This is a genomic window from Mesorhizobium sp. WSM4307 (assembly GCF_007003945.1).
Taxonomy (GTDB): Bacteria; Pseudomonadota; Alphaproteobacteria; order Rhizobiales; family Rhizobiaceae; genus Mesorhizobium.
Map to the genome: position 1 here is coordinate 390,090 of NZ_VFTB01000003.1, position 25,042 is coordinate 415,131.

General features: G+C 63.1%; 21 protein-coding genes and 1 pseudogene. 13 read left to right on the top strand and 9 right to left on the bottom strand.

Features of this window, described 5'->3' with window-relative positions:
* Positions 1–4: 4 nt before the first annotated feature.
* The 6 genes from FJV83_RS08930 to FJV83_RS08955 all read left to right on the top strand — a co-directional run bounded on the left by FJV83_RS08930 (position 5) and on the right by FJV83_RS08955 (position 6,669).
* Positions 5–1,609, top strand: a complete 1,605-nt coding sequence (locus FJV83_RS08930; RefSeq protein ID WP_142885933.1) for a GMC family oxidoreductase N-terminal domain-containing protein — start codon at positions 5–7, stop codon at positions 1,607–1,609.
* A gap of 143 nt (positions 1,610–1,752) precedes the next feature.
* Positions 1,753–3,027 carry an NAD(P)/FAD-dependent oxidoreductase gene (locus tag FJV83_RS08935; protein ID WP_095775886.1) on the top strand — a complete coding sequence of 425 codons (1,275 nt, stop codon included), beginning with the start codon at positions 1,753–1,755 and terminating at the stop codon, positions 3,025–3,027.
* A gap of 44 nt (positions 3,028–3,071) precedes the next feature.
* A complete protein-coding gene (locus tag FJV83_RS08940; RefSeq protein ID WP_095775926.1) occupies positions 3,072–3,488 on the top strand; it encodes a RidA family protein in 417 nt (138 codons plus the stop codon).
* A gap of 4 nt (positions 3,489–3,492) precedes the next feature.
* Positions 3,493–4,167 (top strand): DUF1028 domain-containing protein, encoded by a 675-nt coding sequence (locus FJV83_RS08945; protein ID WP_095789196.1) that lies wholly within the window; start codon positions 3,493–3,495, stop codon positions 4,165–4,167.
* Positions 4,168–4,192: 25 nt separating this feature from the next.
* A complete protein-coding gene (locus FJV83_RS08950; protein WP_142885932.1) occupies positions 4,193–5,683 on the top strand; it encodes an aldehyde dehydrogenase in 1,491 nt (496 codons plus the stop codon).
* A gap of 50 nt (positions 5,684–5,733) precedes the next feature.
* The gene (locus FJV83_RS08955) at positions 5,734–6,669 is read left to right on the top strand and encodes a LysR family transcriptional regulator (RefSeq protein WP_142885931.1); all 936 of its coding nucleotides are present in this window, start codon (positions 5,734–5,736) and stop codon (positions 6,667–6,669) included.
* Between the two features lie 12 nt (positions 6,670–6,681).
* Here FJV83_RS08955 and argE read toward each other — a convergent pair whose 3' ends face one another.
* Positions 6,682–7,848, bottom strand: a complete 1,167-nt coding sequence (gene argE / locus FJV83_RS08960) for an acetylornithine deacetylase (RefSeq protein ID WP_142885930.1) — start codon at positions 7,846–7,848, stop codon at positions 6,682–6,684.
* 281 nt (positions 7,849–8,129) lie between these two features.
* On the opposite strand from argE, the gene FJV83_RS08965 reads away from it, so the two are divergent.
* Positions 8,130–10,199, top strand: a complete 2,070-nt coding sequence (locus tag FJV83_RS08965) for an NAD(P)-binding protein (RefSeq protein WP_142885929.1) — start codon at positions 8,130–8,132, stop codon at positions 10,197–10,199.
* A 325-nt stretch (positions 10,200–10,524) separates the two neighbouring features.
* Here FJV83_RS08965 and FJV83_RS08975 read toward each other — a convergent pair.
* Positions 10,525–10,677, bottom strand: a pseudogene (locus tag FJV83_RS08975) (transposase); the annotation flags it as partial.
* Positions 10,678–11,060: 383 nt separating this feature from the next.
* Between FJV83_RS08975 and FJV83_RS08980 the strand changes: the two are divergent.
* The 6 genes from FJV83_RS08980 (at position 11,061) to FJV83_RS09005 (ending at position 18,748) form a co-directional block, all read left to right on the top strand.
* The gene (locus FJV83_RS08980; protein ID WP_095775880.1) at positions 11,061–13,502 is read left to right on the top strand and encodes a response regulator; all 2,442 of its coding nucleotides are present in this window, start codon (positions 11,061–11,063) and stop codon (positions 13,500–13,502) included.
* Between the two features lie 5 nt (positions 13,503–13,507).
* A complete protein-coding gene (locus FJV83_RS08985; protein WP_095775925.1) occupies positions 13,508–13,894 on the top strand; it encodes a response regulator in 387 nt (128 codons plus the stop codon).
* 255 nt (positions 13,895–14,149) lie between these two features.
* Positions 14,150–14,542 carry a response regulator gene (locus FJV83_RS08990; protein WP_142885928.1) on the top strand — a complete coding sequence of 131 codons (393 nt, stop codon included), beginning with the start codon at positions 14,150–14,152 and terminating at the stop codon, positions 14,540–14,542.
* Positions 14,542–16,284, top strand: a complete 1,743-nt coding sequence (locus FJV83_RS08995; protein ID WP_142885927.1) for a YaiO family outer membrane beta-barrel protein — start codon at positions 14,542–14,544, stop codon at positions 16,282–16,284. Before FJV83_RS08990 ends, FJV83_RS08995 begins: the two co-directional genes overlap by 1 nt.
* A gap of 2 nt (positions 16,285–16,286) precedes the next feature.
* Positions 16,287–17,324, top strand: coding sequence for a HEAT repeat domain-containing protein (locus FJV83_RS09000; protein ID WP_142885926.1), 1,038 nt, complete (start codon positions 16,287–16,289; stop codon positions 17,322–17,324).
* On the top strand, positions 17,321–18,748 hold the full coding sequence (locus tag FJV83_RS09005; protein ID WP_185973380.1) for a glycosyltransferase family 2 protein: 1,428 nt from the start codon (positions 17,321–17,323) through the stop codon (positions 18,746–18,748). The genes FJV83_RS09000 and FJV83_RS09005 overlap by 4 nt, the downstream gene beginning before the upstream one ends.
* Before the next feature lie 8 nt (positions 18,749–18,756).
* Here FJV83_RS09005 and FJV83_RS09010 read toward each other — a convergent pair whose 3' ends face one another.
* The 7 genes from FJV83_RS09010 to FJV83_RS09040 form a co-directional block, all read right to left on the bottom strand.
* A complete protein-coding gene (locus FJV83_RS09010) occupies positions 18,757–19,128 on the bottom strand; it encodes an Hpt domain-containing protein (RefSeq protein ID WP_142885925.1) in 372 nt (123 codons plus the stop codon).
* A gap of 70 nt (positions 19,129–19,198) precedes the next feature.
* Positions 19,199–19,861 (bottom strand): DNA ligase, encoded by a 663-nt coding sequence (locus tag FJV83_RS09015; protein ID WP_246691834.1) that lies wholly within the window; start codon positions 19,859–19,861, stop codon positions 19,199–19,201.
* Positions 19,862–20,016: 155 nt separating this feature from the next.
* Positions 20,017–20,355, bottom strand: a complete 339-nt coding sequence (locus tag FJV83_RS09020) for a hypothetical protein (protein ID WP_095775874.1) — start codon at positions 20,353–20,355, stop codon at positions 20,017–20,019.
* A 17-nt stretch (positions 20,356–20,372) separates the two neighbouring features.
* Positions 20,373–20,933: an ATP-binding protein gene (locus FJV83_RS09025; RefSeq protein WP_185973379.1), complete on the bottom strand. Its 561-nt coding sequence runs from the start codon at positions 20,931–20,933 to the stop codon at positions 20,373–20,375.
* Between the two features lie 3 nt (positions 20,934–20,936).
* Positions 20,937–23,303 carry a SpoIIE family protein phosphatase gene (locus FJV83_RS09030; protein WP_142885924.1) on the bottom strand — a complete coding sequence of 789 codons (2,367 nt, stop codon included), beginning with the start codon at positions 23,301–23,303 and terminating at the stop codon, positions 20,937–20,939.
* Entirely contained in the window at positions 23,300–24,478 is a 1,179-nt protein-coding gene (locus tag FJV83_RS09035; protein ID WP_142885923.1) for a class I SAM-dependent methyltransferase, read from the bottom strand. Before FJV83_RS09035 ends, FJV83_RS09030 begins: the two co-directional genes overlap by 4 nt.
* Positions 24,475–24,993: a ubiquinone biosynthesis methyltransferase UbiE gene (locus FJV83_RS09040; RefSeq protein ID WP_142885922.1), complete on the bottom strand. Its 519-nt coding sequence runs from the start codon at positions 24,991–24,993 to the stop codon at positions 24,475–24,477. Before FJV83_RS09040 ends, FJV83_RS09035 begins: the two co-directional genes overlap by 4 nt.
* Positions 24,994–25,042 lie beyond the last annotated feature (49 nt).

Here is a 25,042-nt window from a genome sequence, read left to right on the forward strand (position 1 = left end):
TGGCATGAGCATCGCGACCGCGGAATTCGACTACATCGTCATCGGCGCGGGCTCGGCCGGTTGTGTCCTGGCCAACAGGCTGAGCGCTAGCCCCGCCAACCGCGTCTGCCTGATCGAAGCCGGCGGTAGCGACGACCGCACGAGGGTGCGGGTACCGGCCGGCATTCTCTCGCTCTACGGCAATCCGAACTTCGACTATGGCTACAAGGGCGTGCCGCAGCCGCTGCTCAACAACCGCCGCATACCGGTCAACCGGGGCAAGCTTCTTGGCGGGTCGAGTTCGATCAATTCGATGGTCTATATCAGAGGCGCCGCGCAGGACTATGATGAGTGGGCGGCACTCGGCTGCGCGGGGTGGTCCTATGCCGACGTGCTGCCGGTGTTCAAGCAGCTCGAGCGCAATCTCCTGTCGCAAAACCCGGCCTATCATGGCTTCGAGGGCGAACTGCTGGTCGACAATCCGCGTGACCCCAACGCCGTATCCAGGCTGTGGATAGAGGCGGGTCGGGGCGTGGGCCTGCCCGAAAACCGCGACTTCAACGCCGATGGCCAACTCGGCCTCGGCATCTACAATGTGACCCAGAACAGGGGGGAGCGCTTCTCAGCCTACACTGCCTTCGTCCGGCCGGTTCTCGGCCGCCCGAACCTCCAGGTCCTGTCAGGCGTCGAGGTGCTTGACCTGGCGATCGAAAGCGGACGCGCCACCGGCGTCAATGTGATCAGGGACGGATCAGCCCAAAGGCTGACGTGCCGCGCCGAAATCGTGCTCAGCGCAGGCGCGATCGGATCGCCGCGCATCCTGCTTGCTTCCGGCATCGGCCCAGCCGACGAGCTGAAGGCGGCGGGGGTGGAACCGGTCATGAACGTGCCGGGCGTCGGCAAGAACCTGCGCGACCATGTCGACGGAATGATCACGATGCGATCGAACAGCGCCAGGACGCTCGGCCTGTCGCTCGCCAATCTGCCAGCGATGCTGGCGGCGCCTTTTCAGTATTTCGTCCGCCGCAAAGGCATGCTGACGACCAATTACGTCGAGGCCGGCGGCTTCGCCAAGACGAAATATGCCGGCGATATTCCCGATGTCCAATTCCACTTTGTCCCCGGCTATCGCAGCCATCGCGGCCGGCTTGTCGAATATGGCCACGGCTATGCCGTGCACACCTGCGTGCTGCGGCCCGGAAGCATCGGTGAAATCACGCTCGAGCGTGACGGCACCCGCCGCAACGTGCTGATCGATCACCGCTTCTTCAGCGACGGGCAGGATGCACTGACCCTTGTCGAAGGTATAAAGGTCGCGCGTTCCATCCTTGCTTCGCCGGTTTTCGCCGACATCCGCGGACCGGAAATTCTGCCCGGACCCGATGTCGTCACCGACGACGAGATCCTCGCCTATCTGCGTGCCGAAGCCTTGACCGTCTATCACCCGGTCGGCACGGCCAAGATGGGCAACGACACCATGGCGGTGGGCGATCCCGTCAGTCTCAAGGTGCGCGGCTTCGACAATCTGCGTGTGGCGGACGCCTCGATCATGCCGACGCTGATCGGCGGCAACACCAATGCGCCGTCCATGATGATCGGCGAAAAAGCGGCCAGGGCGATGCTGTCGTAGCCGCGCGTCGGCCCGTGTCCCGGCATTTAGGGACAAGCTAACCACTGCCACGTGAAATCGTAATTTTCGCTAATCAGTCCCTCCAGTACACCAGCGATCTGACCTCCTCGCATCAGAAACTCTTGGGGGGAAAGGACGCAGAAATGTCGGTGGAAAAAATAGACACGCTTGTCGTCGGCGGTGGCCAGGCGGGAGTGGCTATGTCGGAGCATCTGAGCAAATGCGGCGTGCCGCATCTTGTCCTTGAGCGTGGCCGGATCGCCGAGCGCTGGCGTTCGCAGCGATGGGACTCGCTCGTCGCCAATGGCCCGGCCTGGCATGACCGTTTCCCAGGCATGGAATTTCCCGTGACGGGTCCTGACGGCTTTCCCTCCAAGGAGGAGGTTGCGGACTATTTCGCCGCCTATGCAAGGCAGATCAATGCGCCGATCCGCTGCGGCGTCGAGGTCAAGCTCGCGCAAAGAAATGTCGGTCGACCCGGGTTTCGCGTCGAGACGTCGGCCGGGGTGATCGAAGCCAGCAGCATCGTCGCGGCGACCGGACCTTTCCAGGTCCCCGTCATCCCCGCCCTTGTCCCCGGCGATGCCGGCATTCTGCAGATTCATTCCAGCGCGTACCGCAATCCCGGGCAGTTGCCAAAGGGCGCGGTGCTGGTGGTCGGGGCAGGATCGTCAGGTGTGCAGATCGCCGATGAGCTGCAGCGCTCGGGGCGGCGCGTCTACCTCTCGGTCGGCCCGCACGACCGCCCGCCGCGTGCCTATCGCGGGCGTGATTTCTGCTGGTGGCTTGGCGTTCTCGGCAAATGGGACCTCGAAACCCCGGGGCCTGGCACGGAGCATGTCACGATTGCGGTGAGCGGCGCGCGTGGCGGCGAAACGATTGATTTCCGTCGGCTGGCGGCGCAGGGGCTTACTCTGGTCGGCATGACAAAAGCATATCAGGACGGCATACTGACCTTCGCGCCCGATCTGGCGAAGAACATTGCCCGCGGTGACGCCAACCTGATGTCGCTGCTGGACGAGGCCGATGCCTATGTCGCGCGCAACGGCCTCGACCTTCCGCAGGAGCCCGCGGCCCGTCGGATCGACCCGGATCCGGACTGCTTGACCAACCCGCTTCGTGACCTCGATCTGGCGGGCGCCGGGATAGCGGCGATCATCTGGGCGACAGGCTTTGCCGTCGACTACAGCTGGTTGAAGGTCGATGCTTTTGACGAGAGGGGCCGGCCAAGGCACCAACGCGGCGTCTCGGTCGAGCCTGGGATCTATTTTCTCGGCCTGCCTTGGCAGTCGCGAAGAGGGTCGAGTTTCATCTGGGGCGTCTGGCATGATGCCAAGCATGTCGCCGACCGAATTTCGACGCAGCGCAAATATCTGGCCTATCACGCTGCGGCGCAGCGCGAGACGGTGGACGCCTGACCGACGCTGACAACAGCCACGAGCCCGATCTAATGGAGACCTGGATGGCGCATACGAGAATCCGCAAGTTCAACACCAAGGACACCTATCCCGAGCAGAAGCTCGACAATGATCTGTGCCAGGCGGTCGTCACGCGGGGCGGCCGGACGGTCTATCTGCGCGGCCAGTGCCCGCAGGATCTCGACACCGCCAAGAATATCGGCAGCCACGACCCGGCCGAGCAGACGCATAAGGTGATGCAGAACATCAGGCAGCTCATCGAAGAGTGCGGCGGCACCATGGAGCATCTGGTCAAGGTGGTGGTCTACATCACCGACGTGCGCCATCGCGAGGCAGTCTACCGCACCATGGGCGAGTATATCAAAGGCGTGCATCCCGTTTCGACCGGTCTCGTCGTCTCGGCCCTGGCGCGGCCGGACTGGCTGGTCGAGATCGACGGCACCGCCGTCATCCCGGATTGATCTCATGACCTTTTCCATTGTCGCGCGGTGCAGCCGCACCGGCATGTTCGGCGTCGCGGTGTCGTCTTCCTCACCGGCGGTGGCGGCGCGCTGCGCCTATGCGCAAGCGGGCGTCGGCGCGGTCGCCAGCCAGAACGTCACCGATCCGACGCTCGGCGCAAGAGGGCTCGAACTGCTGGCGCGGGGCGCCTCTGCCGCCGAGGCGGTCGCCATCCTGAAGCGCACCGGCGCTTATAGCAACTACCGGCAGGTGCTGGCTGTCGATGCCGCCGGCACCACCGCCATTCATTCAGGACCCAGGGCGCTTGGCATCTGGGCGGAAGCGCGTGCGGACAATGTCGCCTGCGGCGGCAACATGCTGGCCCATGATGGCGTGCCGCAAGCCATGGTCGACGCTTTCCTGGCCTCGGAAGGGCACCTCGGCGACCGCCTGATCGCGACCATGCGCGCCGCGCTGAAGGCAGGGGGCGAGGCGGGTCCGGTGCATTCGGCTGGAATGAAGCTGGTGCGCGAGGTCGCATGGCCCGTCGCGGACCTGCGCTGCGACTGGACCGACGGCTGCCCGATCGAGGAACTGGCGGCCTTGTGGGACCGCTACAAGCCCCAGCTCGATGCCTATGTGACCCGCGCGATCAATCCGTCCGACGCGCCGAGCTACGGCGTGCCGGGCGACGAGTAGCCATCACGCAGGGGGAGGCATCCGCATGAGCGAATTCAGTCACAAGGACTGGATCGGCAAGGCATCCGCGATCCGGTTTCGCGACAGGGCGTTCATCGACGGTAAGACGGTTGCCGCGCGTTCGGGCCGCACCTTCGCCAGCATCAATCCGGCCACTGGCGAAACGCTCGCCGAGGTGGCGTCCTGCGGCGAGGAAGATATCGATCTCGCCGTTGCCGCGGCGCGCCGCAGTTTCGAGGCTGGTGCCTGGTCACGCGCGAGCCCGGCGCACCGTAAGGAGGTGCTGCTTAGGCTGGCGCGGCTGCTGCGCGAAAACCTGCAGGAGCTTGCCCTGCTGGAATCGCTTGACATGGGCAAGCTCGTCACGGATGCCGCGACTGTCGATGTCCCGGGTTCCGCGGCTATCTTCCAGTGGTATGGCGAGGCCATCGACAAGATCTATGACGAAGTGGCGCCGACCGGCGGCAGTGATCTGGTGCTGGTGCGGCGCGAGCCGCTCGGCGTGGTCGGTGCCGTGGTGCCGTGGAATTTCCCGCTCGACATGGCCACATGGAAGTGCGCGCCCGCGCTGGCGGCGGGCAATTCGGTGGTGCTGAAGCCCGCGGAGCAGTCGCCTTTCTCGGCGCTCAGGCTGGCGGAACTCGCCATGGAGGCGGGGCTGCCCGCCGGTGTGCTCAACGTTGTGCCCGGCCTTGGCGAGACGGCCGGGCAGGCGCTTGGCCGTCACATGGACGTGGATTGCCTTGCCTTCACCGGATCGACCTCGGTCGGCAAGATGTTCCTGCAATATTCGGGTCAGTCGAACATGAAGCAGGTCTGGCTCGAAACAGGCGGCAAGAGCCCGAACCTTGTCTTCGCCGACTGCGGCGACCTCGATGCGGCGGCCGACATGGCGGCCTTCGGCATCTTCTTCAACCAGGGCGAGGTCTGTTCGGCCAATTCGCGCCTGCTCGTGCAACGCGGCATCAAGGATGCCTTCGTGGAGAAACTGGCTGAGCTCGCGGCGGCCGCCCAGCCTGGCGATCCGCTCGACCCTGCCTCGAAAATGGGCGCCATGGTCGATGCCCGCCACGCCGCCAACGTCATGCGCTTCGTCGAGGCCGGCAAGAAGACCGCGCGCCTGGTTGCCGGCGGAGATCGGGTCACGGTCAACGGTCGCGGTAGCTTCATACAGCCCACCATCTTCGATGATGTTGCCCATGACGACCCGATTGCCAGGGATGAGATATTCGGACCGGTGCTGTCGGTCATTGCCTTCGACGATGAGGAGGAGGCCATCCGCATTGCCAATGACAGCCCGTACGGGCTGGCCGCGTCACTATGGACCGACAGTCTTTCGCGCGCGCACCGCGTTGCCGGCCGGCTCTGCGCCGGCACCGTTTCCGTCAACACGGTCGATGCGCTGAGCCCGATGACGCCGTTCGGCGGCATCAAGCAATCGGGCTTTGGCCGCGACCTGTCGCTGCACGCGCTGGACAAGTACACCGCGCTGAAAACGACATGGATCAAGTACTGAGGCGGAGCGGGCGCTTGATCGCAGCGCCCAAACCGGCAACATAGAAGCCCATGCCGCTACGCTTCACCCTGAGACAATTGGAATATTTCGTCGCCGTCGGCGAAGCCGGCTCCATTACCAAGGCGGCCGAGCAGGTCAATGTTTCGCCGCCTTCGATTTCGGCGTCCATCGCGCAGCTCGAGGCCGAATTCGGCGTCCAGCTTTTTGTCCGCAAGCATTCGCATGGCCTGTCGCTCACGGCCGGCGGGCGTGTTTTCCTCAAGGAGGCCGCCAGGTTGCTGGCCGACGCCGACGCTCTGCACGATATCGCCGGCGACATCGCCGAGAAGGTGCGTGGGCCGCTGGCAGTCGGATGCCTGCTGACCTTCGCGCAGATCGTCATGCCGACGCTGCGCGCGAAGTTCGAGCGCGCCTATCCCGAGGTGCGGTTCCGGCAGTTCGAACGCAACCAGGGTCAGTTGCTCGAAATGTTGCAGCGAGGTGAAATCGATGCGGCGCTGACCTATGATCTCGAACTGTCGCAGGACACGACGTTCGAACCGCTTATGCTGGTGCCGGCCTATGTCATGCTGCCGCAGGGGCACCGCTTCGCCGGCAAAGCTTCGATCGCGACGGAAGAACTGGCCGACGAGCCCATGGTGCTGCTCGACCTGCCATACAGCCGCGAATATTTTCTCTCGGCCTTCCAAATGCGGGGCATCCGGCCGAACATTGCCGAGCGCACCGGCGACATCGCGGTGATGCGGTCGATGGTTGCCAATGGCTTCGGCTACGGCATCGCCAACATGCGGCCGCTCAACACCCTGGCGCCGGACGGCAAGCCGCTGGTCTTCGTGCCCCTGGAAGGGGATTTGCGGCCTCTGACCATGGGGGTCGCATTGCCCAACGCCGAGCACCGCACCCAGACGGTGCAGGCATTCATCGATCATTGCCGCCGCTTCGTTGTCGAACAGGGCGTGTTCGGCAGCGGACGGGTCGTGGAATAGCAGCGGCCTTTGTCAGGCGACTTTCAACTGTTGTCCGGCAAGCCGCCGCAGCAAATTGTCGAGCATGTCGTCGCAGCGGCGCATCTGTTCGACGCTGACGAATTCGTCCGGTCCGTGCCCTTGCGCCATCGAGCCCGGCCCGCACACGATGGTCGGCGTGCCGAGGTCGCGGCTGAACAATCCGCCTTCGGTGCCGAAGGCAACCTTGATGGTGTCGTTGGCCCCGGTCAATGACTTGACGAAAGCCACAGCCTGCGAATTCGCCGGCGTGTCCAGACCCGGATAGGTGTTGGTGATATCGATGTCGATGGCCGCCTCCGGCGCGATCGCTGAAGCGGCTGCGGCAATGCGCGCTGCCTCTGCGCGCAACCCATCGAGGATTTGGTCGGGGTTGTCGGCCGCGACATTGCGGATCTCGAAGTCGAACTGGCACAGGTTCGGCACGATGTTGAGCGCAACGCCGGCATGCATCTTGCCGACGTGGACGGTGGTGTAGGGAATGTCATAGTCACCGTCGCGCGCGCCATCGCTGGCCAGCCGGTCCTGTTCCCGGCGCAGTGCGGAGACGAAGTCGCAGCCGAGATGAATAGCGTTGAGCGCCAGGGGAGCGAGCGCCGAATGGCCTTCGCGTCCCCTGCAGATGGCGCGCGCCGCAAGCTTGCCCTTGTGGGCGGTCGCGACCTGCATGTTGGTCGGCTCGCCGACGATGCACAGCAATGGCCGATGCGGCGCCGAACGCAGCATGTCGATCAGGCTGTGCACGCCGATGCAGCCGATCTCCTCGTCGTAGGAAAGCGCCAGATGCAAGGGCGTTTGCAGGCCCATTTTCGAGGCCTTGAGACAGGCGGCAAGCGCGCAGGCGACAAAACCCTTCATGTCGGCCGCGCCACGGCCGTAAAGCTTGCCATCCCGCGCGCTCATCTCGAAAGGCGGCAGCGTCCAGTCCTGTCCGTCGATCGGGACGACATCGGTGTGGCCGGACAGCATGACGCCGGGCGCGTCGGCCGGCCCGATGGTGGCGAACAGGTTGGCCTTGTGGCCGTCCGCGCTGCGGATGATCTGGCATGCAATGCCCCGCGTCGCCAGCAGGTCTGTCACGTAGCCGATGAGGTCGAGGTTCGAGTCCCGGCTCACCGTCGGGAATGCGATCAGCTTTTCAAGGATCTGGATGCTGTCCATGCGTCTCACGTCTCGTTGGCCGTGTGCGCTATCTAGCATCGCGTGGCCGCGGCCTTGAAGTCGCATTTGGCTCAGCCGGGATTCTTCGGATGCTAATCCAGGCGGCGGAGGGGCGGATTAGGCGCGTCCTAATCGGCACAGAAGAAATCTGTAGTTTTCCGGCACGCGCCGCAACTTATGAGTAGGTTCACGGCGTCTACCCACCGGGCAGACCGGCTTGCGCCAGGTTTGAAACCATCACCGCGCATGCCGCGACGCGACGCTGGCAGGAAGGAAGCACCATGCGTGATCCACGCTACGACATTCTGTTTGAGCCTGTGAAAATCGGTCCGGTGACCGCCAAGAACCGCTTCTACCAGGTGCCGCACTGCAATGGCGGCGGCTATCGTGATCCGTCCGCCGCGGCCGAGATGCGGCGCATCAAGTCGGAAGGCGGCTGGGGCGTCATCTTCACCGAGCAGACCGAGATGCACCACACCTCGGAGATCACGCCCTTCATCGAGCTCAGGCTTTGGGACGACGCCGACATCCCAGCGCTGGCGAAGATGGCCAAGGCCATGCACCAGCATGGCGCGCTGGCCGGCATCCAGCTCGCCTATTCCGGTATCAACGGCCCGAACCTCTACACCAAGGAAGTGCCGCGCGGACCGTCGGCCTTGCCGATCCGCACCTTCACCAACGATCCAGTCCAGGCACGCGCCATGGACAGAGAGGATATACGCGACCTCAGGCGCTGGCACCGCAATGCCTTCAAACGCGCGAAGCTGGCGGGTTTCGACCTGGTCTGTCTCTATGGTGCGCATGGCTTCGGCATTATCCAGCACTTCCTGTCCACCGCCACCAACCAGCGCAGCGACGAATATGGCGGCCCGCTGGAAAACCGCTCACGGCTGATGCGCGAGCTCATCGAGGAGGGGCGGGACGCCATCGGCGACACTTGCGGCCTGACGCTGCGGCTGTCGCTGGACGAGATGATCGGCGAACTTGGCTTCGCCAATTCCGAAGTGCGCGACATGATCGAGATGCATGCCGAGCTGCCCGACCTCTGGGACCTGGCGCATGGCGCCTGGGAGGATTGTTCGGGGCCGTCGCGGTTCAAAGAGGAGGCGGCACAGGAGAGCCTGGTGTCCGGCATCAAGACGCTGACGTCGAGGCCGGTCGTCGGCGTCGGTCGCTTTACCTCGCCGGACGTGATGGTCAGGATGATCAAGTCCGGCACGCTCGATTTCATCGGCTGCGCCCGTCCATCGATCGCCGATCCCTTCCTACCGAAGAAGATGGAGGAGGGACGGATCGAGGACATTCGCGAATGCATCGGCTGCAACATCTGCATCACCGGCGACATGACCATGTCGATCTCGCGCTGCACGCAAAACCCGACCTTCATGGAGGAGTGGCGCAAGGGTTGGCATCCGGAGCGGATGCAGGCCAAGGGCGACAGCGACAGCGTGCTGATCGTCGGCGCCGGTCCCGCCGGGCTTGAGGCCGCCCGCGCACTCGGCCTGCGCGGCTACCAGGTGGCGATCGCCGAGGCAGGCACCGAGCTCGGCGGCCGCGTGTCGCGCGAGTGCCGCTTGCCTGGCCTCTCCGCCTGGGGTCGCGTACGCGACTATCGCCAGTATCAGCTCAGCCAGATGTCCAATGTCGACGTCTATTTCGAAAGCCGGTTGTCCGCCGAGGATATCCTGGCCTTCGGGTTTCAGAACATCGCCATTGCCACCGGCTCGGCATGGCGCCGTGACGGCGTGGCGCGTGCGCATGTCATGCCGATGCCGGTGGACCCGGTCATGCCGCTCTATACCCCGGACGACCTGATGGGCGGAAATGTACCGACCGGCACTGTCGTGCTGTTCGACGACGACCACTACTACATGGGTGGCGTTCTGGCCGAGCTGATGGCGCGCCGGGGCGCGAAGGTGACGCTGGTGACGCCGTCCGCCTATGTGTCCGACTGGACCCGCAACACGCTGGAGCAAGGCGCCATCCATCGCCGGCTGGCCGAGCTCGGCGTCGAGATCGTGCTAAACCGGATCGTGACACGCGTCGTGCCGGGAGGCGTCGCAACCGCCTGCGCCTACACCCATGCCGAACGCGACATTGCCGCCGACGCCGTCGTGCTGGTGACGTCGCGCCAACAGGACGACCAGGTCTGGCGCGACCTGAAAGCGCGGCGCGACGAATGGGCCGACAATGGCATTCGCTCGATCAAGGTCATAGGCGATGCCGAGGCGCCAGGTCCGATTGCCTGGGCGACCTACGCCGGTCATCGTTTCGCCCGTGAGCTGGACGAACTCGATATCGGCGACGCGCTGCCGTTCCGGCGAGAAGTGACGGCTTTGGCGGCGGGGTAGGCCGATGACATGGCTTGATAGGAATGACGTCGCCACAAGCCGATAGTGTTTCGCGCTAGCGTGTCGAAATCTGATGTCGGGATCAATCGCAAGACAATACGGAACGATACGGGAAACTTTCTAATTTTGGCCCACGAAAAACGCAATAGATTCAACGTCCTTACCATGTCCTCCGGGCCCACCATTATCGTTATTTATCAATGGCTTACGGGTAGGTTCGCCAAAAGGTTCGCCAAGCATCGGCTTGCGGGTCACCAGCCGCACGACGCGATCCCCACCCTGAACCGCCAGACGAACCTGCGATGCCGGCCGCAGGAAAGCCGTGCTGCGGATCCGTCGACAGCTCGCGCACCCATTTGCGCAACACATTCTCGTGGACATCGAGGTCGCGGGCGGCCTGGGCCACTGCAACGCCCCGGTCCTTGATCAATCTCACCGCCTCAAGCTTGAACTTGCGGCCGAACTTCCTTCTTTGCATTCCCACCCTCCAGTTCCGTTAAACACCTTATCTCGGTGTCCACGAAACCGGCGGCAGACCGGAGGAGCCCCTCTCGGCATTGAGCGGAGCAGGGGCTTCCAGAAAAAAGGTGCCAGCTGTAGTAGTCCGTGAGCCGGTAGGCAGGCTTGGACGTATCAACCCTCACGGCGGCGCGGCCGGGCACGTCGGGGCCATAGTCAGTACGCGGCGCCGAAGATCAAGCTTCAACTTGATGGTCGATAAGCGCCCGGTACGAAGACGCCTGCCATGTGGCTGCCATGTCGCCTCTGCTCGGCGTGCCGGCCCTGCGGACTGATGCGCAGCTTCTTTAGATATCGGATAGGATTAGCCGATATTCATCGGAAAAAAGGAGCCGGAAAGTCATGACCGAGATCTGGCAATCACTCCTCGCCAATCTTGCTCTGGTCTCCGTCCTGGTCGTCGCCTGGGACCTTGTGGCCGATTTCACCGGGCGTCTCTCGCCGCGAATACAGTCGCTGCTTCTGGGCGCGGTCATGTGCGTGGGGGCGGTCTTTTCAATGGCGACCGCCTTGTCTGTCTCTGGCTTCGTGGTCGATCTGCGCGCCGCCTTTATCGGCGCCGCGGCGTTCTTCGGCGGATGGCCGGCAATGTTCGTTGCCACGATCGGCTCCATTGCCTATCGCCTCTATCTTGGCGGGCAGGGGGCCAATGTCGGCGTCATGGGTATCCTGATCACCGCCGTCGTCGGCCTGGCATGGCACCACATTGTCGCGGCCCGGTCGCGCACGATGCTCGACATATTCGGCTTCGGCGTGTCAGTTGCACTCGCCGGGCTGATCACGCTCCTGGTCATACCCCCGCAAGTCGTCACAGGCCTGATCCAGCAAAGCACGTTCCCGTCCCTCCTGTTCCGCTTCCTTAGTACCATGGTGATCGGCATCCTGCTCGACCGGCAACAGCGGCGGCGCGATCTCTCCATGTCCAACATGATCTATCGGGCCATGGTTCGTGAACTGCCGGACTGCCTGAACATAAAGGATGTGGACGGCCGCTTCATCGCCGCCAATCCCGCCACCGCCGAAATGCTGGGGGCCGCTTCAGTCGAGGAGCTCATCGGCAAGACCGATTTCGATTTCTATTCGAAGGACGTGGCCGAGCGCTTCAGGCAGGACGAGATGGGCGCACTGAAGGCCGGGCAGACATTGCGCATCGAACAGCCTGCGGTGTTTCCGGATGGCAAACAGGGCTGGCTTTACACGCTCAAGGCGCCGTTCCGCGACGAGGTCGGCAAGATCACCGGTGTCATCACCTACAATCGCGAGATCACCGAGCAGAAGCGAAACGCTCAGCTCAAGAACGATTTCATTTCGACGGTCAGTCATGAGCTGCGCACCCCATTGACATCCATCCGAGGCTCGCTGGGCCTGATCGCGGCGGGCGTGGCGGGCGAATTGCCACCGAAGGCCGCCAACCTCGTCAATATCGCTCACACCAATAGCGAGAGACTGGTTCTTCTCATCAACGACATCCTCGATATGGAGAAGATCGAGTCAGGCGTCATCGCCTTCAAGATCAAGCAGATGCCTGTGCGCCCGATCATGGAGCAGGCCATTGCCGCCAGTTCCAACTACATGGCCGAGAGCCGGATACGCATCGTCCTGGTCGACGATGCCCCGCGCGCCGAAGCCAACATCGATCCGGACCGCCTGCACCAGGTAATGGCCAACCTTCTGTCGAACGCGATCAAGTTCTCGCACGCCGACGGCACCGTGATGGTGAAGCTACAGCGTCGTGATCGCGACATGTTGCGCATCTCGGTGATCGATCAGGGGGCGGGTATCCCCGAGGCGTTTCGCAGCCGTATATTCGGCAAGTTCGAACAGGCTGACGCGTCCAGCACCCGCAAGAAAGGCGGCACCGGCCTCGGCCTCAGCATCGTCAAGACCATCGTGGAAAAGCTGGGCGGCGCCGTTTCCTTCGAAACCGAGGAAGAGAAAGGAACCTCGTTCCATGTCGACCTTGCCGAAGCCCGCAGGCTCCAACCGAGGCCGTATCCGCCACCGCGCCCGCCACGGGAGCCCGATGGCCGCCTACGGGTTCTGATCTGCGAAGACGAGACCGACGTCGCGGCGGTGATTGCGGCACTCCTGGACGCGGAAGGCTTTTCCAGCGACGTCGCCCCGGACATCGCCACCGCGAAGGCGCTTCTGCAGTCTCGCGATTATGTGGCACTGACACTCGATATCAAGCTGGCGGAAGAATCGGGCATCAAGCTCTTCCATGACATCAGGGCGTCACCGGTGAATTCCGACATTGCGGTCATCGTCATCTCCGCCGTCGCCGATGAGGCCAGGCGCTCGCTGAACGGCACCGCCGTCGGCATCGTCGACTGGCTGGAGAAGCCGGTGGATTCGGGGCGGCTTCACGCCGCTCTTGCCAAGATCGTCGCCGGCAGGAATGAACAGAGGCCGAAGATCCTCCATGTCGAGGACGACGAGGGTGTGCTAGCCGTGATGTCGGCGGGACTGGGCTCGGACGTCTCGATCATCTCGGCGAAAACGCTGCAGGAGGCACGGCGGGCGGTTGCGAAGCGTCGCTTCGACCTGGTCATCCTGGACATAGCACTTCCAGACGGATCGGGACTGGACCTGCTCGCCGATCTGCCGCTGGAGACCGGAGTGATCGTGTTCTCGGCGGCGGAACCGGACCAGAAACTCGGCGATCGGGTGCAGGCAATGATGACCAAGACCAGGGCGTCGGAGATCGATGTGGCAAAGCTTGTCAGAACCATGTTGGCCTCATCGCGCGATGGCACCAGACCCGCCGCCCGCGCCAAGGAGTGACGATCATGCCGGCAAGAATCCTCTACGTGGATGACGACCACGATATCCGCGAAATCGCTCAGATGTCGCTGGAGCTCGAGCCGGAATTCGAGGTGCGGTCCTGCTCTTCGGGCGCCGCGGCGCTGACCGATGCCGCCGCATGGCATCCCGACCTCATCTTGCTCGACGTGATGATGCCGGACATGGACGGGCCGGAGACGCTGAAGCGCCTGGCTGCTTCACCGCTGACGGCGTCGATACCCGTGGCCTTTATCACCGCGCGCACCCAGACGCATCAGGTCGAGCGCTATCTCGCCATGGGAGCGGTCGGGGTCATTGCCAAGCCTTTCGATCCGCTGGCGCTCGCCGGCGAAGTCAGGAAGCTGCTTCCGGAGCGACCCGGGCAGGCATAGCCTCCGGGTCGAAGGCAGCGGCAACAAGCCTGTCAGCAACCTCCGTTTGCCGTTTACGGCACCTGTACCACACCCCAATATTCATCTACTGATTGTATCGAAATACGGCAGTCGCGAATCGGTTTTATTTATGATTGCGCGGCATCGGCCGGCGCGGGAGACCCGCACCGGCGTTGGCATGGACCACATTGGCGGATGTCGGTTCATGGGTTGATCACTCCGGGGGGCAACGAGGCGTGAACCGGAGCCGGACAGGTGAATGGAGCGAAGGCAAGAGTTCTGATCTGCGATGATGATCCCCTGTTGCTTGAACTGATGGAATTCAGGCTGAGGGCGAAGGGATACGAGGTCATCACGGCAGTGGACGGTGCCGAGGCACTGGCGAAGGCGGAACAGGACAGACCCGATATCATCGTGCTCGATGCGATGATGCCCAAGGCCGACGGCCTGGAGGTGTTGGCTCGCCTCAAGGGCGACCCGGTTCTGTCGGACACGCCGGTGGTGATGCTGACCGCCCGCAAGGCCGAAAGGGACATCGTCTCGGCCCTCGAGAAGGGAGCCGACGACTATCTGGTAAAGCCATTCATCCCCGAGGAACTGCTGGCCCGGCTGGCGCGTCTGATCGCGCGCAAGACTGGGAAACGCTGATGAGGCGCAGCCGGCGCGCAGCGCTTGCCGCATGCCTGATCCTGGCAATCGCGGCCACTCCTGGTGCGGTGCTTGCGCAGACGGTCGATGAGCTCTACGCGTCCGCCGTGAAAGCCAGGCAGGCCCGGCATTTCGACGAGGCGGTGGATCTGCTTCGGCGCGCACTCGCGCTCAAACCCGACAATGCCGACGCCCTGGTTCAGCTCGGTTTCGCCGAACTCGGCCGCAACGATCTGGCGGCGGCGCACGACGCCTTTTCCAAGGCGCTTTCCCTTGCTCCGGCCTATCAAGATGCAAGCTTTGGCCTGGCCGAGATCGAGTTCCGTTCCGGCAATCTGGATGCCGCGCTGCCGCTCGCCGAATCGGTGGCGCGCGCCCAGCCCGGCAACACCGACGCCGCCGCGCTTGTGGAGAACATCCGCAAGGCCATGCAGGCCGCCGGCGGTGAGGCGAGGAAGGCGTCGGTGGCGGCGCCGAGGGCGAAACCACGGCCCGATCCCGTCGCCGGCCTGATGGAGCAAGGTCGACGGTTGCGAACAGCGGGAAAGCTGCCCGAAGCGGAGAAGGTCTATCGCCGCGCGCTTGGGCTGGCGCCGAAGAACACCGACATCTTGGTTGCCCTTGGCCTTATCCTAGGCTCCAGCCAGCGGTTCGACGAAGCCGGGCATTTCTTCGACCGGGCGCTGGCCATAAAACCCGGCCTTCTCGACGCGCGGATCGGCAAGATCCGCCTGGCGATTTGGCAGGGCGACGTGCCGGGCGCCCGCGCGCTGGTCGATGACGTGTTGACCTCGTCGCCGGACAATGTGGAGGCGCTCGACCTCGATGCCAAGGTCGCCCTGCTCGAGGCCGACTACACGCGGGCCGGACAGTCGTTCCAGCGCGTGCTTGCGATCGATTCGCGCAATGCCGAGGCGCTGGTGGGGATCGGCGATGTGCGCCGCGCCCTAGGCGACGACGATGCAGCGCGGCAGGCCTACAGAGAGGCGCTCGCCATCGAGCCCGGCTCTTCCGACATCGAGCAAAGACTGGCCGTGCCGCCCCCGCGCAGATGGCGGCTCGACCTTGGCACCGAGGTGAGCGATCTCACCAACGGGCTGAGCGACTGGACCGACAGCTCGGCTGACCTTGCTTATCGGCTGTCGCCGCGCACGACGATTTCAGGCCGCAACCGCGTGGCAACCCGCTTCGGCCGTACCGACGTTCAGATCGAGGGCCGCATCGACGAGGCCTTCTCGCCTGCCTTCTCCGCCTATGCGCTCGCCGCGGCGACGCCGGATGCCGATTTCCTGGCGCGCTATGCGATCGGCGCCGGCGCGTCCTTGCAGGTTATGGCGGCGGCGAAGGCGTTCGGCCCTTTGTCGCTCAACATCGACACCCGCTACGACAATTTCACCAACACAAATGTCACCAGCGTCTCGCCCTGGGTGCAGGGCTATATCTTCGACGGCCGCCTGGGGCTTTCCGCCCGCTGGGTGCATGCGGCCGACGATATCGGCACGCGCGCGGACGGCTATGTGCTTAGGGTCGACCTTGCGGTGACGCAGCGCTTCAACCTGTTCGGCGGCTATGCGGACGCCCCCGAAATCTCCGACGGCACGCTGGTGCCGACGCGCACCGTCTTCGGCGGCATCTCCTGGGACGTCAACGATCCGCTGACGGTCCGCGCCAGTATCGCACATGAGCAACGCCCGACATTCGACCGAAGCATATTCGGGCTCGGCCTGACCGCGCGGTTCTGATCATGTGGTACGTCTGGGATCTTTCCATTTTGCTCAGCGCCCTTTCCCTGGTGATCATGCTGTTCCTGATCGTCCGGCGGGTGCTGCAGGAACGCCGAGGCAGGGCGCAGATCGATCAGCGGCGCCAGCTTCACACAGCACTGATCGCCTTCACCGAAAACCGGGACCGCGAGGCCTTGAAGGTGGTGGTGCTCGCGGTGCCGGCGGGCGTGGCGATCAATGCCGGCTTCGAGTTCATTTCGCTGCTTCGCGGCGAGGAGTATGACGACGTCCTTGCCGCCTTCAACGAATGCGGCCTGCCGGCGCTTGTCGGCAGCCAGCTGGAAAAAGGCAACGGCGCCGAGCGCATCCACGCGGCCGAGATGCTTGCGGCGCTGCGTTCGGAAAACGCGGTGGCGAGCCTGCTTTCGGCGCTCGACCGTGACCGTTCGCGCGAGGTGAGGATCGCCGCCGCCATCGCGCTCTGCGATCTCGGCAGCCTGCCGCCGCTCGATATCGCACTGGGCAAGGTCGGCGTGGTGGGACAGCGCTCGCGGCGCCTGATCGAGTTGTTCAGGCGCTTTCCGCCGGCGCGCTTCGAGGAGCTTAGGGATCATGCCGCGCGTACCGACGCGGTGCCCTTCATCCGGGCGGCCGCGATCGACGCGCTGGCTCGTGCCGCCGGGTTCCATTTCGCCGATTTCTTCGCCCGCGCCACCAGTGATCAATCGCCCGAGGTCGCCGCCGCGGCGCTGCGCGCGCTGGGCCTCACCGGGCACGCCGAGGCGCCTGCCATCCTGGCAAGCGCGATGGCCAATGGCGACTGGGACGTGCGCGCCGCCGCCGCCGATGCCGCCGGGCGCCTCGGGCTCACCGGGCTCGCCGCGCCGCTCTCCGCGCTGATGGACGATGAGGCGTGGACCGTGCGCTATGCCGCCGCCAACGCCCTGCGCTCGTTTGGCCAGCCGGGAGAACGGCTGCTGCGCGACATCGCTGCGAGCGAGGTCTCGCGCAGCCAGCGCACCGCCTCGCTCATCCTTGCCGAGGGGCCGGCCGCATGATGTCCGACTGGAGCCACGAGATCGTTCTGGCCGCTTCCATCTTGTCCTGGTTCATCATCGGGGCGGGGCTGGCGCAGACGGCGATCTATCTGTTGCAACTCATTATTGCCGCCTACGCGCTTTCCAAGCGCCCGCCGGTCGCGCGCTCGGCGCTGCTGTGGCACCGCTATGGCGATGTCGCGCCGCCGATCGCGCTCCTCGTACCCGCCTATAATGAGGAATTGAACGTGGTCGAGAGCGTCCATTCGATGCTGGCGCTCGAGTATCCAAATTTCGAGGTGATCGTCATCAACGACGGCTCAAAGGACCAGACGCTGCAGCGCCTGATCGGGGCCTTCAAGCTGGTGAAATTCCATCGGCCTTATGAGGAGGCGCTGGCGCACAAGCCGATCCGCGGCCTCTATTCCTCGCCAATGACCGAGCGGCTGTTCGTGGTCGACAAGGAAAACGGCGGCAAGGCCGATGCCCAGAATGCCGGCATCAATGTCTGCCGCGCGCCGCTTTTCTGCGTGATCGACGGCGATTCCATCCTCGAGCCCGATGCGCTGATGCGCGCCGCCCAGCCCTTCATCGACGACCCCGAGCGCACCATCGCCGTCGGCGGCACGATCCGCATCGCCAACGGATCGAGGATCGAAGCCGGCAGGGTGCGCGAGATCCACCTGCCCAACCGCTTGCTGCCGTTGCTCCAGGTCGTCGAATATCTAAGGGCCTTTCTCATGGCCCGGCTGGCCTGGAGCCACATCAACACGCTGATGCTGGTGTCCGGCGCCTTCGGCATGTTCCGCCGCACGGAGGTGGTGGCGGTGGGCGGCTTCACCATGGGCTCGATGGGCGAGGACCTCGACCTCGTCATCAAGCTGCACCGCCACATGAGAGATGCCGGGCGCAAATACCGCATCCAGTTCATTCCGGAGCCGGTGTGCTGGACCGAGGCGCCGGAAACACTGAGCGTGCTCGCACGGCAGCGCACGCGCTGGCAGCGCGGCGCGCTCGAGTGCTTCTTCCGCCACCGCGCCATGCTCTTCAACCCGCGCTATGGCCGCGTCGGATTCCTGGGCTTCGGCCACATATTGATTGTCGATGTGCTAGGGCCGGTAGCGGAGGTGCTGGGCTACATCCTGATCCCGGCATTCTGGCTGCTCGGCATCCTGTCGACCGAGTATCTGCTGGCCTTCACCTCGCTCATCTTCACCTATGGCGTCTGCGTCAGCGTGTGCTCACTGGTCCTCGAAGAGGCCGAGCTGCAGCGTTTTCCGCGCGCCAGGGACCTGGCGGTGCTGACGGCGGTGGCGGTGATCGAGAATTTCGGCTACCGCCAGCTCAACAATTTCTGGCGCGTGAAGGGCTGGTGGCAATATCTGCGGGCCGACCAGAGCTGGGGCGAAATGACCAGGACTGGCCTGTCCGGTGCGAAGAAATAACGCCCGCTTCATTTCAGCGTTTGCTCAATCTCCGCGATGAGCGCATCGAGCGCGGCTTGGGCGGCTCCTTCATCCGGCTGTTCGATTAGCAGCGTTTCCAGCGCCGACGCCCGCGCGCCGATATCCGGAAAGCCGAATGTCCCCGCCGCACCCGCCAGCGAGTGCGCTATCCTGACCAGCGGACCGCCCGCCCCGCGGGGCAAAGGACCGCCCTCACATGCGATGACCTTCAGCTGCCCGAGCTGATCGGCGCATCGGGCAAGGAAGCGTTGCCGCAAGGGGGCGAAAGCATCGTTTGAGATGGGGTGGTGCTCCAGCGGGATGTCGAAAGTATTCAAGCAGAAAGCGGCGTAGGTTTGAACTGCTTGCTTCTCGCGCACGACCTCCTGCTCGAGGACATTGCTGGTGCCGGCGCTGAGGCCGCGGTTGCGCCAGAAGCGTCGTCGATGCTCAGAAATCGGCCTCCTCGAAGTATTTGGCCTTCAACCATGTGTTCGACGGTCCGCTCGTGTAGCTGCTGTCGGCGCGCTTCGAGATGATGCTCTTGAGCCCCACATTCTCGATGGCGCGAAAGATCGCTGGCGCACTGCTCTCGAAATGCTCGCTGTACTGGATCTTGCCGAGGCCGTGCTCAACCAGTTGCCATAGCGCCTGCTTGCGCTGCAGCAGGGGCAAGGAGACTAGATTGCGACCGTCCAGATGGAGGATGTCGAACGCGACGAACGCGAGCCGGTTCGGTTCGTTCCAGATCGCGGCTTCCAGCGAAGGGTAATCGTGAGCGCTCTGCTCGTCTGGCACAATGACATCGCCGTCGATAATGGCGGCCCGGCATGGCAGCTCGACAGCCAGCGCGATGGGCCAATATTTGGTGGTCCAGTCACGGCCGTTCTTGCTGTAAAGGCGCACGCTGCCTTTATCGATGATGATCTGCGTGCGGTAGCCATCGAGATTGACCTCGTGAACCCATCCCTCGTCTCGGGGCGGCTCCTCGACCCGAGTCGGGATCTGCGGCGGAATGAACTCCAGCCGGCCGCCGGTCACCTTGGCACGCTTACTCAATGACGCCACCTTTGATCGCGCAGCGGCGGCTAATCGGCACAGGCAGCCCGACATCCCCCCAACATGGACGCCTGCCGCCTGTGCCGAGCCCCCGCCGGGCAATTGCCAGCATCTGCGCACCAGGCCGAATTGTCGTTACCTTCGCATCCAAATACTTGTCATGGAGTACATATCTCACTCGGTGCGTCGTAGGCTGATTTCGGGCGACCTTAGTCCATCAAAAGCACCAGGGCGGGATGCAGCTTCTTCAGGTTCGGCAATGATTTCGATTGCCAGGGTATGTCGGGCGTTCCACGCACGACGAGCCGAACATCGGGATGTTTGCGCACCTCGATGGTGAATTTCGCCAGCAGGTTGATGCCGGAAGAGTTGAGAAAGTGAAGGTCCTTCAGATTGAGCGTAATGGAAGCGGGATTTGAGGCAAGGACGCTGGTCGCCAAAGCCGTGATGGGCGCACCGGCCTCGGAACTCGCGAGCCGCATGGCGCCGTCGAAAAAAATATCGCTTCCTTCAATCCACACGCGGTAGTCGTCTGTCTTGATTTCCATGGCCTGGTTCGTTTCTTCTAGTTGTGCGTTTGCGAGATCGGAATGGAGGCGTATGTCTCCAGACAAATCCGATCGCTTTCGTCGGCCGGGCTGAATATCCAGGCCAGGCGTGCGCCATAGTCGCTCATCAACGTCAGCAATCCGAGTCCGGAGCCTGACACGTCGGGGTTCGCAGCATTCGCTTCAATTCGCTGTATCAGCAGGTCCCTGGGGTCGCCAACCGTGATGTCCGCCAGGAGGCTTTGGAACCCGGACGCGTTTTCACCGTCGACGTCATTCGACACCTTGATCTTGAAGCACTCCGAATCCATCGACGTCTCGATCACGATCTCACCCGGCGCGCGGAACTTGACGGCATTTTCGATGAGCTCGTTGACCAGATATCCGATGGAGTGCCGCACTTCTCTGTAGTCATTGCGGGACGCCTGAAAGCGCAAAGCGAAAAGATCGGCGATGAAGTCCGACGTCGTGGCACAATGACGCCAGCTCAAGTCGAGAGGTCCGTCGAACAGCCGCACGCGACTGACGCTTTCCATCATTCCGATTGCAACGTCAGGGGTCCCGAACAGCGTTGTCATTGCCTAGGTGTGCCTTATGATCACGAGGGTGATGTCGTCGTGGATCTTCTGGATTCCGATATGGGCCATCAGATCCTCGACGATCCCGGTTTTGATTTCCTCGGCGCTCTCGCCCTGACGTTTTCGTGCGCTCTGGCAGAGGCGCTCGAACCCGAACAGCCTTTTGTCCTGATCCTCCGCCTCGGTCACACCATCGGTGTGCAGCACGATCACGTCGCCACTCTCGAACGGGATGTCACGCGTGTCGATGAACTTCGAGATGTCATTCTCAAGGCCAACCGGCAGACCCAGATCAAGCGTATCGATGCGTTCGACTTCCCCGTCAGCGCGCACGATGAGCACGTCCTCATGCTGACCGGATAGCGTTACGCGCTCATCCTCGAAGTCGAGGAAGGCCAGCGAGAGATGCTTATCGGTCTTCGTCCGCTCGATGTTCTTGTAGATCGCTCTGTTCAGCCGGTCCAGGAACTGGTGCGGATTCCGCTCGTTGGTCTCCTGCAGCGCGCGTGCAACGGATTGGACCATCAGCATCAAAACGCCGCTTTCGAGACCATGACCGGTCACGTCGCCGATGCCGATCTTGACCCGTGACCCATTCTGCAGGACGTCGTAGTAGTCACCGCCGACCTCGTCGGCCGGCCGCATGTAGGCTGCGATCTCCAGTCCCGGAATCGCTTCGAGTTCGAATGGTTTCGGCAGGACCATCATCTGGATCTGCCTGGCAACCGCGAGCTCGGCGCCGAGGCGGACGTTCTCGTCCCGTAGCTTTTCGTTGAGTGCGGAAATCTCCTGATTGGCGTCCCCGAGCTCCCTGGTGCGTTCGTCGACGAGTTGCTCGAGGTTTTCGGTGTGAAAGCTGATCTGCTCAGCCATCCGGTTGAAAGCGATCCCCGCCGCTCCAACCTCGTCACGCGTCGGAATGCTCACGCGGACTGAATAGTCCTTGGTCTGGAGCCGCTGGGCGGCACCGGCAAGCGCCCTGAGGCCGGCGGTGATCCGCTTCGAAATTCCGAGCACAGCCGCGAAAACAATCAGAAGCGAAACGATGATCGCACCGATCTGAAAGAGCAGGATACGATTGGTTGCGCGCGAAATACTCACCTGCGCCGCGAACAAGGACGCATAGATTTCCCGTTCGGGGACGACGATCCCGACCGACATCGTTTCGGACTTGATCGGTCCCGAACTCCACAGGTTGGTCGGCTTCAATCTCTTGAGGACGACGATGTAGGGTACGCGCTCGCCCTTGTTGTCGAGCATGATATGCTGAATGACGCCGTCATTGTTCTGGTCGAGAGGCAGTGACGCGATTGCCGGCTGCACACTTCCCCGCAAAGACCTCTCCAGGCCGGTGACGCCTTGCGTGCCCGCGTCGCTCGATGAAGTCAGGCCGATGATCGCCTGGCCCGACGGATTGATCGCCACCACGTTGCCAGTCGACATCGTGAGGAAGCCGAACCCGGTTTCGGCGATCTTCACCCTTTCGACGACTTCCGCGAGCTGGTCGAGAGTGATGTCTGCTCCCGCCGTACCGGCGATACCGGAGCGATCGCGCGTCCACAGCGGCTGGAAAAAGCTGACGATCAGCTTTCCCGTGATTGCATCGGTGTAAGGCGCAGTCTGGGTAATGTCGTCAGGGACCGGACGCGACGCCGGATCCCTGGCCCACTGCTGCCATGACCCATAGATCCCCGGAAAAAAGAACTCCCAGAATTCCGACTTGTTGTGGCCTGGATAGAGCCGGTCGAAGGTCTGTGCCTGGTTCGTATACGGCACTGTCCTGAAGATCGGCCGTTCTTTTGGACCAATATAGTACATCTGCAGTTTGGACGACCCGCTGGCCATGAGAGTCGGCGCGACGAGATCGATCACGGTGCTGTCGTCTATTTCCTTCTGAACGCCCGGCAGCGGAGTGTGGTCGGCACCCAGCAGGTAGCCCCAAACGCTTACCACCGAAGGCGCGCCCGGCAGATTCTGCGCCCAATCGCCCCGCGCGTCGTAGACGACCTTCACGGAGCCGGGCGCCTCATGCGACAGCGTCGCTCCAACCTGTTGCTGCCTGCTCGGATCGTCGATCTGGGCCTGCAGCACACCGGCCAGCGCCTTGACGTCCCCATGAACCCGATCGAGCAGCAGGTCGACGCTCAACGCCGTCGATTCGGCATAGGATCGAATGTATTCCTGGTTTGCGGTCGTCAGGCCCTCACCGACTTCCGATGTGGCATCGCGCGACAGCTTCTGAACGTTCCAAAGCGCCAGGCCACCGCTCAGCAGGAGGTCGAACAATACGGCGCCGCCAACGACCAATACGAATTTTGCCCGAAAGGAGCGCAGGCCGAAGCGCGGGGCGGGCTCATTGTCGGCTTTCATTGCGGCCGTCGCCCCGATGCGACCCAGATCGGCCAACCCGCGTAACCCTTGGGGTGGAGCGCTGCGAAAATGTGGTCCTGGAAGCCCTGCCGGAACCGTGCGACGAACTCTGGTCCGTCGCCGCGTCTGGTCGCCATCTCGCCCGCATAGACATCCGCCCAGGCCGCAATGATATCAGCGAAATCCTGCGGATCGCCGTCCAGGTTAGTGACCATGAAGGTCTCGACACGGATGTCTTCGAATCCGGCTTCCATGAGATAGCGCCGGCTCTTGGGCCCAAGCTCGACGTCCATCTCGAAATGCCCGAACAGCTTCGCCACCTCGTTGTAGGTCCAGCGAATGCTTTCGGCGCGCGGCTCGCCGAGGCAATGCGAATTCTTCTCGTTGGTGATGTAGACCCGACCGCCCGGCTTGCATATGCGGTAGAGCTCCTTGAGGATGAGTTCAGGCCGATTGAAGATCTGAAGGGAATGCCGGCAGGTCACCAGGTCGAACTGCGCTTCGTCGAGCAGCATCTCGGACGCATCGCCATAGGTATATTCGATGCCCCGGATATCGAACTCCCGCATCACCTGTCGAGCATAATCCAGGCTCGATTTGGAGTGGTCGAGGGCGACGATCCGCGCTGGCTGGAATTCCTTCTGCACGAGCACGGCGAAATCACCGATCCCGCAACAGATGTCGGCCATGACGATCCCCTGCCTCATGCCGTGTCGGGGCAAGATTGCGCGCTCGTGGCGCCAGGTCATCTTTGTCTGTGAGCGCAGGATTGGTACGAACCCGCCCTCCTCGAGGAAGCCCTGTCCCGGATAGAATTCGCTGTCATATTCCTCGATCGTTATGTTCGGTTCGATGCCGCTCAAGCGACCGAATTTTCGCGAGGTCCATCCGACGACGCTTGACGTGATGACCACGAATTTGAGATCGGGTCGAGCGCGGCAAGCGTCAATGATGATCCTTGAAAAGGCATGAAATGCAGCGTTATTCATCTGCGTGAGACGTCTGACATTGACGTAGAGAACGCCGCGCACGCGGTCGATCGCGCCACGAAGCAATGCTATACTGGGCCCAAGCTCATCGATCGCCTGAGGCCGGACCACTCCCGATATGGAGAACTCCTGGTTGTTGGCGTCGTATTGCGCCTTGAAGCGTGGGAGAAGGTCGTAAGGGCTCAATGTCGCAGGCCCTCGAGCGGAAGATCCACGACGAGCCTGATAGCATTCCCGTCGGCTTCCTCGACCCTGAGTATCGCATTGTAGTCGACAGCCAGTTCCAGGAGCACGATCTCCCGACTGGGCGCAAGATCCCCGGACACGGAATTGAGGTAGCGCTCCCTGGCCTCGGTTCCCGTGGCTTGCGACATGGCTTCTTCGTAGAATTGGCGCTCCTCCGGGACACAGGGGAATGTCAACTCGATCCTGTCCGTCGCGCCATGGCGGGACACCCTACATGCCAGCTCGCCGTCGCCATGGCGGCTACGAAACGCGACTTCCAGCAATTCGTTGAAGGCAGAGGAAAAGAGATTTGAATGCCGGACCGAGTCGGACCTGTTTTGACTGATCATCCGGGCCATGTATGTCGAGACATAATCGCAGTGTCTCCATGCGGAGACGAACGTTTTGATTTCCATCTCGATCTGGATCATGGGCGCAAAAGTCGGCTCGCCAGCCTCATGATGAACAGGTTCCATCGGCATCCTCCCCTTGTTCCATCAGTACCGAGCCCGCGGGGCTAAAATT

Excerpts from the sequence above, each read along its gene's own strand:
- FJV83_RS08930 (WP_142885933.1), top strand. The coding sequence starts at position 5 with ATGAGCATCGCGACCGCGGAATTCGACTACATCGTCATCGGCGCGGGC.
- FJV83_RS08935 (WP_095775886.1), top strand. The coding sequence starts at position 1,753 with ATGTCGGTGGAAAAAATAGACACGCTTGTCGTCGGCGGTGGCCAGGCG.
- FJV83_RS08940 (WP_095775926.1), top strand. The coding sequence starts at position 3,072 with ATGGCGCATACGAGAATCCGCAAGTTCAACACCAAGGACACCTATCCC.
- FJV83_RS08945 (WP_095789196.1), top strand. The coding sequence starts at position 3,493 with ATGACCTTTTCCATTGTCGCGCGGTGCAGCCGCACCGGCATGTTCGGC.
- FJV83_RS08950 (WP_142885932.1), top strand. The coding sequence starts at position 4,193 with ATGAGCGAATTCAGTCACAAGGACTGGATCGGCAAGGCATCCGCGATC.
- FJV83_RS08955 (WP_142885931.1), top strand. The coding sequence starts at position 5,734 with ATGCCGCTACGCTTCACCCTGAGACAATTGGAATATTTCGTCGCCGTC.
- argE (WP_142885930.1), bottom strand. The coding sequence starts at position 7,848 with ATGGACAGCATCCAGATCCTTGAAAAGCTGATCGCATTCCCGACGGTG.
- FJV83_RS08965 (WP_142885929.1), top strand. The coding sequence starts at position 8,130 with ATGCGTGATCCACGCTACGACATTCTGTTTGAGCCTGTGAAAATCGGT.
- FJV83_RS08980 (WP_095775880.1), top strand. The coding sequence starts at position 11,061 with ATGACCGAGATCTGGCAATCACTCCTCGCCAATCTTGCTCTGGTCTCC.
- FJV83_RS08985 (WP_095775925.1), top strand. The coding sequence starts at position 13,508 with ATGCCGGCAAGAATCCTCTACGTGGATGACGACCACGATATCCGCGAA.
- FJV83_RS08995 (WP_142885927.1), top strand. The coding sequence starts at position 14,542 with ATGAGGCGCAGCCGGCGCGCAGCGCTTGCCGCATGCCTGATCCTGGCA.
- FJV83_RS09000 (WP_142885926.1), top strand. The coding sequence starts at position 16,287 with ATGTGGTACGTCTGGGATCTTTCCATTTTGCTCAGCGCCCTTTCCCTG.
- FJV83_RS09005 (WP_185973380.1), top strand. The coding sequence starts at position 17,321 with ATGATGTCCGACTGGAGCCACGAGATCGTTCTGGCCGCTTCCATCTTG.
- FJV83_RS09015 (WP_246691834.1), bottom strand. The coding sequence starts at position 19,861 with ATGTCGGGCTGCCTGTGCCGATTAGCCGCCGCTGCGCGATCAAAGGTG.
- FJV83_RS09020 (WP_095775874.1), bottom strand. The coding sequence starts at position 20,355 with ATGGAAATCAAGACAGACGACTACCGCGTGTGGATTGAAGGAAGCGAT.
- FJV83_RS09025 (WP_185973379.1), bottom strand. The coding sequence starts at position 20,933 with ATGACAACGCTGTTCGGGACCCCTGACGTTGCAATCGGAATGATGGAA.
- FJV83_RS09030 (WP_142885924.1), bottom strand. The coding sequence starts at position 23,303 with ATGAAAGCCGACAATGAGCCCGCCCCGCGCTTCGGCCTGCGCTCCTTT.
- FJV83_RS09040 (WP_142885922.1), bottom strand. The coding sequence starts at position 24,993 with ATGGAACCTGTTCATCATGAGGCTGGCGAGCCGACTTTTGCGCCCATG.